The 6,945-nt window shown below is 29.3% G+C and carries 5 protein-coding genes, 1 tRNA gene and 1 pseudogene; 4 read left to right on the plus strand and 3 right to left on the minus strand.

Features of this window, described 5'->3' with window-relative positions:
* From KA468_RS09945 to KA468_RS09955, 3 genes and pseudogenes are all read right to left on the minus strand, one after another.
* A pseudogene (locus KA468_RS09945) lies at positions 1-205 on the minus strand (hypothetical protein); the annotation flags it as partial.
* A gap of 142 nt (positions 206-347) precedes the next feature.
* Positions 348-422, minus strand: a tRNA-Val gene (locus KA468_RS09950).
* An 80-nt stretch (positions 423-502) separates the two neighbouring features.
* Positions 503-889: a DUF4258 domain-containing protein gene (locus KA468_RS09955; protein WP_291242787.1), complete on the minus strand. Its 387-nt coding sequence runs from the start codon at positions 887-889 to the stop codon at positions 503-505.
* 425 nt (positions 890-1,314) lie between these two features.
* On the opposite strand from KA468_RS09955, the gene KA468_RS09960 reads away from it, so the two are divergent.
* From KA468_RS09960 to KA468_RS09975, 4 genes are all read left to right on the plus strand, one after another.
* Positions 1,315-2,358 (plus strand): hypothetical protein, encoded by a 1,044-nt coding sequence (locus KA468_RS09960; RefSeq protein WP_291242788.1) that lies wholly within the window; start codon positions 1,315-1,317, stop codon positions 2,356-2,358.
* A gap of 378 nt (positions 2,359-2,736) precedes the next feature.
* Positions 2,737-4,569, plus strand: coding sequence for a trypsin-like peptidase domain-containing protein (locus tag KA468_RS09965; RefSeq protein WP_291242789.1), 1,833 nt, complete (start codon positions 2,737-2,739; stop codon positions 4,567-4,569).
* Positions 4,570-4,576: 7 nt separating this feature from the next.
* Positions 4,577-5,008 carry a hypothetical protein gene (locus tag KA468_RS09970; RefSeq protein ID WP_291242790.1) on the plus strand — a complete coding sequence of 144 codons (432 nt, stop codon included), beginning with the start codon at positions 4,577-4,579 and terminating at the stop codon, positions 5,006-5,008.
* Positions 5,009-5,155: 147 nt separating this feature from the next.
* Positions 5,156-6,945, plus strand: a 1,790-nt coding sequence (locus KA468_RS09975) for a thiamine pyrophosphate-dependent enzyme (protein ID WP_291242791.1), incomplete at its 3' end; no start/stop codon positions are given.

Genomic DNA, 6,945 nt, shown 5'->3' on the forward strand with positions numbered 1-6,945 from the left:
GCTTGATATTCTCATGATAGTTTATCGAACCATAAACCCTCATCCAATTATCCAATGAGGCTTTACCAATTCCATAAACCCGGACAGCTTCCTTTCTAGGTAAACCTCTTTCAACTTCTTTGACAATATTTAAAATCAGTCGCTTGTCATAATGACTTTGATTGTTCTCACGAACGGCGTAAATTACTTCGTTTTGATTTTCCATACACACTGTTTTGTGTATAGCTATTTTAGGACAAGACAATTTTTTATAAAAACATTACTTAATAATACGTTTTTATTAATTCTCTAAAATTATTTTTTTGACATAAAAAAACTCCTTAATTTCTTAAGGAGTTAAATGTTTGTGGGCAATGAGGGGTTCGAACCCCCGACCCCCTCGGTGTAAACGAGGTGCTCTGAACCAGCTGAGCTAATTGCCCCAATAAAATGCACTACTTTCGTATTGCGAGTGCAAATATACACTCAAATATTACATTTCCAAGTAAAAAAATATAAATAATTATTTAAATTGTATATCCTCTAAAATTACTTTATCGGTTTGATTTATTATGGTTAAGGTAACTTTTTTATTTTCAGATAATTGAGAATCAATTATGTATTTTTTTCCATTTTTATAAGGAACGTTACTTTTTGAAAAATCGACATCACCATTAGAAATTGCTTCATCAATGGCTTTCATAGTGGTTGTTTTTTTAGCAAAAATGCTATCCACTGCTGCAGATGTTTTAAAAGGTTTGCTTCTTATGTCTTTTATGACTCTGCAATTTGGAAAATAACAAAAGGTTACGCCTCTAGAAGTCGCTTTTGCAGATAAAAATTCCCCCACAAAATAAAACCCAATTAACAAACCGAATAAATAAAATGCTAATCTGTATCTTAATGACATTATTCTAAATTTTAATCCTGCAAAGATAGTACTATAAATAGGATTGTCAAAAAACTATTTCATTCTATATTTTTTATGTAATTAATTTTTAATTAAATAAATAATTACACAAATAGGATATGTTTTTATGAAATTAGTATAAAAATCTTAATGATTTTTGGAGCTTTTTCTGTTTTCTTTGTTTAAAACAGACTGTTTGGTGCGCATTTTTTATTGAATTATTAATAAAAATTAAAAATATAATTGTTAAAGTTTTAAATTATATTTAAATTATTTGTTATAATATTATATAAATCATAAAAATAAAGTCAAAAAGAACAAAATAGCACTTGACAAGCTCTGTATAGTATAGACTATTGTTTCATTGAACTCAAATTCTAAAAAAAAATTCTTAAAAATTTTAATTAATCTATTAAATAAAAAATATGAGAAAATATCCAGGTACAAATATTATTAAAAGTAATACTTTAAGGGAATTTTTAGATTTAGAATTAACTAAATTGCTTCCTAATCAAGATATAATGATTAAGAATCATCTTAATTTAGTTAAATATATTGAGATGGATACATCTTTATTAGTTTTAAGAAAATTTAAAAATCATAGTTATAGAGGAAGTTTGTTTTCTTATGAAAACTGTTCTTTTACTGTTTCAGATAACGAACCTGCTTTGTGGGTTTTTATGAATACATACTATTTATTTGAATTAGATTTTAAAGATTTAATTGAAAATAAAAGTTTTCCAATTGCGTTTGCTTTAAGAAAAGAGGAAAGACAAAAAAGTGAGTGGGGTATTATTGGTAGAAAGCATCATTCATTTTCAAAAAATGGATGGAAGCATTGTCATATTTTTCAATGTTCACCTAATGGCGAGTTAATTACTCATAAAAATGATTTAAAAAGAAGATGTCTTAGATTGTTAAGTCCTTTAAATCATTTTCCTTTTTTCTCACCAAGAAAATATGACATGCCTATTGATTACGGTGAAAACAATCAATGTATTGAATATGTAATCTGGTGGCTATATAACCATTTTTACAATGAAACAAATAAATTCATTTTTAAAGCGTTTGTTGAAGGACAAGGTTTTTGTATAGCAATTAAAGAACCGAAAGATATAATAATAGATTATAAGTTAAAGGATTTCAATCAACCAAAAACTAAGAAAAATGATAAATTTATAGTTAACACGAAAGATGTTAAAAAAGAAAGCTCAATTAAATCAAAAATTAATAATTTCTTAGATCAAAGAGAATCTAAATGTTTTAAAATATCTAAAGATTGGTATGGTAATAGTTTAATTATTATTGTCAATTTTCCAAACGGGAGAATGTATCAGTATAATCATGACTATGTGTATGAAAATACAATTTCGCATTATGGGAAATTACCTTGTTGGGAAAAATATAGTTGCTTTTCTAACTCTATTAACATTCCTAAAGTAGCATTACCATTTGTTAACGAAATCTAAATTAAATTTACCACTATCTATTTCTTGTGAAATAACAAACTCATGCAATAGAATTAACTAATCAACTAACGTTTAAAAGTTTATATAAATTTTATTGGTGCCGAATTTTTGTTTTATTATAAGTAGAACTAATTTATATTCTATTTTAAATTAATACTAATAAGCTTGTTAGTAGTGTTACCTTTTTTGTCATGAAATAGGCCTTTAAAGCTATTTTGATACAGATACATTTTACAATAATTTTATAATCTAACTAACAAAACCCCTTCTATGAATTGAAAATTACTTTTATAATAATATGCTGAATTATCTTTTTTAAATAGATATAGTATATCAGAAATGCAAAACCAAACTTATTATTAACCTAATTTTTTAATTATGAAAAACAAAACTAAAATGAAAATGCTATCTATTATTTTACTGGTTATTATTTCCAGTACCGCAAACTTATTTGCCCAATCTCAAACAATTTATTTTAATTCAAAATGGGAGGTTGCAAAGGATACTCATTATGATTATACACTTTCTTTTGATACTTCCAAGAAAAATGAAAACTATCAGACTTTTTATAAAACGGGAGAGGTGAGATCAAGATTTAGTTCTACTGAGCTTAATCTAGAACAACTATCAAAATCTAAATTTTATGGAGCTTTCAACGAATTTGCTAAAAATGGTAAAATTATAACTGAAGGTAATTATGAAAACGGACTAAAAATAGGACTTTGGAAATATTTTCTTGTTAGTGGAATAAAAGATTATGAGGAAACTTTTGACAAAGGGATATTGAATGGCTCTTATGTTAGTTATTTTGGAAATAACAAGATTTTCCAAAAAGGAATGTATTTGGATGGCTATAAACATAAAGATTGGATTATGAGATATTCTGACGGAACGTTACGAAGTATTGATTCATATACTAATGGAGAAATAGAACCGCTCTGTCATGAATGTAACGAATACCAAAAATGTAAAGTTGTAGTTAAAAATACCTTTTTAAAAGACGAAATACAAAGTCGTTGGTTTTCTAGTGATTCAACTCATTATGCAAAAGACAAAGAAGGTATGTTGGTTTCTTTTTCTAAAGAAAAAAGTGAAGATTTTTCAATTGGTTTAAATCTTCCTTGGAAAAATTATGATGATTTTTCATTTGAAGTTACTTTTAAAAACACAGATAATTCCAATTTACAATTTGGATTATTATGGAATGAAAATATGGTAGAAAATACCTACAATCAATTTTTAGTTACAAATCAAGGAACTTTTACAGTAGATAACTTAGTTGATAATGTAAATTTTGGAAATAAGTTTAGTAAAACCGATAAGATTAATTTGGGTGTAGGTGCTGAAAATGTTTTGAAGATTGTTCGAAAGGAAGAAAAAATCTTTTATATAATTAATGGGGAGATAGTTGATACTCAATATTTATTTGATTTTGAAGGTAGTGAATTTAAAATTGTACTGTTTCAAGATGAAAAGGTTGTCAATTCTTCAATCATTATTAAAGATTTTGTTTTTAAAGACACCGAGCCATATGATGAAGTACAAAACGGTTTAGACCTGGGTAAGTTTAATTGGACTGGAAGCGGTTCTGGTTTTTTTATTGAGAAGTCAGGATTTGTTGCTACTAATTATCATGTAATTGATGAAGCTAATGAAGTTTGGATAAAGTGTACTAATAATGGTGAAACCAAAAAATATAAAGCGGTTGTGGTTCTTTCAGATAAAGCAAATGACTTGTCTATACTTAAAATTACCGATAGTACTTTTGTTCCATTACCAGATTTACCTTACAAAATTGCATCGGAATCAGTGGCTGTTGGAAATGAGATTTTTACCTTGGGCTTTCCTTTAGCAGATGTAATTGGGGAAACAGTGAAGTTTACAGATGGCAAAGTAAGTTCTTTAATCGCTATAGATGATGATGTAACCAGATACCAAGTATCATTACCTATTCAGAGTGGTAATAGTGGTGGGCCATTATTTGATAACTATGGTAATGTTGTTGGAGTAGTGGTAGCTCAACTAGATAAAGACCAATATACTAGTGAAAACGTAAATTATGCCGTGAAATCTTCATTTCTTAAAAACTTGATAGATATTGTTCCGGTGAATATCCCTAAACCGAAAAAGAAAAATAAAGTTAGTTCGTTATCACAGGTTGAAAAAATAAAACTGTATTCGGACTATGTGGTTATGGTTCAGACTTTTTAAATAAAAGATGGGTCTATTTAATTTTTTTAAAAAAAGAGAGCTATGTATAGATGTTCTTTCAGATAATGGATTAAATCTAATTTATCGAAAAGACAGGTCATTATCTGAAAGATATCATACAAAAGATGGTATAAGAGAGGGCGTTTATGAGTCATATTATCTTAATGGGATAGTTTGTGAAAGTGCAAACTATAAGAATGGAAAGTTAGATGGTCTTGCTAAGGAATGGTCAAGTTTTGCAGGTTGTTATCGAATTTTAGAGACCTATGAAAACGATGTATTAGTAAATAGAAAAACCTATTTCACAGGACGTAGTAAACTAATAATTGATTTTAAAAATCAATTAAAGGAGTTATTAGACGAGGAAAAATTTAAGGAATCTGATAATGAAAAAGGGTACATTCAAAATAGTATTGCATCAAGAAATAAGATGAAGTAATTTTTAATATAAATGGTAATTGATTTAATAATATTAAAGGTTTCTAAATAATTATAATATAATAAAATTAAATAATTATTATTCTAACAAAATTCATTTAAAATGTTATTTTTACTACTTTTGAAGAAAATTTGACACCTACAACTTATGATTTTTGATAGACAAGATATTAGCAACGAAACGTTACTTACTTTATATAAAAAATTAGTTAAACCCCGACTAATTGAGGAAAAAATGCTCATTTTGTTACGACAAGGAAAAGTATCAAAATGGTTTTCAGGTATCGGACAAGAAGCTATTTCTGTAGGAATTACGTGTGCTTTAGATGCAGACGAATACATTTTACCAATGCATAGAAATTTAGGCGTATTTACCTCGCGTGAGATTCCTTTGCACCGATTGTTTTCGCAATGGCAGGGAAAGAAAACCGGCTTTACAAAAGGTAGAGATAGAAGTTTTCATTTCGGAACTCAAGAATATAAAATTATTGGAATGATTTCGCATTTGGGTCCGCAATTAGGTGTGGCTGACGGAATTGCTTTGGCAAATAAATTAAAACAAAATGGTAAAGTTACCGCTGTTTTTACAGGTGAAGGCGCTACTTCAGAAGGTGATTTTCACGAAGCGTTAAACATTGCCGCAGTTTGGGATTTACCAGTATTGTTCGTTATTGAAAATAACGGTTACGGACTTTCAACACCAACGAACGAACAGTATCGTTGTGAAAACTTAGCGGATAAAGGTATCGGCTACGGAATGGAAAGTCATGTACTTGATGGTAATAATATTTTAGAAGTTTATACTAAAATCTCAGCACTCAAAGCTTCAATGATTGCCAATCCTCGTCCTGTTTTGTTAGAGTTTAAAACCTTCAGAATGCGTGGACATGAAGAGGCGAGTGGTACTAAATATGTACCTCAAGAATTAATGGATATTTGGGCTGAAAAAGATCCAATCGAAAATTATAGAAAATATTTAATAGCTACTGATGTGTTATCTGAAAATGAGGATAATCAAATTCGTGAAGCAATTAAAGCTGAAATAGATGAACATTGGGCGATTACTCAAGCTGCAGAAGAAGTAGTGGCTAATTTAGAAGAAGAGTTAAACGATGTTTATGCACCTTATATTCATCAAGAAATCAACCCATCGGAAGTAACCGAAAACATTCGATTTATTGATGCCATTTCACAATCGTTACGACAATCGATGCAACGTTACCCGGAATTAATAATTATGGGTCAAGATGTTGCAGAGTATGGTGGTGCGTTTAAAATTACAGATGGTTTTGTTGCTGAATTTGGAAAAGAACGTGTGCGAAATACACCCATTTGCGAAAGTGCCGTAGTGTCTACAGGAATGGGCTTGTCTATAAACGGATGCAAAGCAATTGTAGAAATGCAATTTGCCGATTTCGTTTCTACAGGATTTAATCCGATTGTCAATTTATTAGCCAAACAACATTACCGTTGGAACGAAAAAGCGGATGTAGTAGTACGAATGCCTTGCGGTGGTGGTACTCAAGCAGGTCCTTTTCATTCGCAAACCAATGAAGCATGGTTTACTAAAACACCAGGGTTAAAAGTGATATATCCGGCTTTTCCGTATGATGTAAAAGGGCTTTTAAATACCGCAATTAATGATCCAAATCCAGTTTTGTTTTTTGAACACAAACAATTATATAGAAGTATACATCAAGACGTTCCAACTGATTATTATACGATTCCTTTAGGAAAAGCAGCTTTACTTAAAGAAGGAAATGATATTACTGTAATTTCTTTTGGTGCGGGTGTGCATTGGGCGTTAGAAGCGTTAGCAAAGAATCCTGAAATTTCTGCAGATGTTATAGATTTACGAACCTTGCAACCTTTAGATTTAGACACTATTTATGCTTCTGTTAAGAAAACAGGTAAATGTATTATTTTGCAAGAAGATAC

Origin of the sequence: Flavobacterium sp., from assembly GCF_017985075.1 — a bacterium.
Lineage (GTDB): Bacteria > Bacteroidota > Bacteroidia > Flavobacteriales > Flavobacteriaceae > Flavobacterium.

Bases quoted from the DNA above. Each gene is read 5' to 3' on its own strand.
- KA468_RS09955 (WP_291242787.1), bottom strand. From the start codon at position 889: ATGTCATTAAGATACAGATTAGCATTTTATTTATTCGGTTTGTTAATT.
- KA468_RS09960 (WP_291242788.1), top strand. From the start codon at position 1,315: ATGAGAAAATATCCAGGTACAAATATTATTAAAAGTAATACTTTAAGG.
- KA468_RS09965 (WP_291242789.1), top strand. From the start codon at position 2,737: ATGAAAAACAAAACTAAAATGAAAATGCTATCTATTATTTTACTGGTT.
- KA468_RS09970 (WP_291242790.1), top strand. From the start codon at position 4,577: ATGGGTCTATTTAATTTTTTTAAAAAAAGAGAGCTATGTATAGATGTT.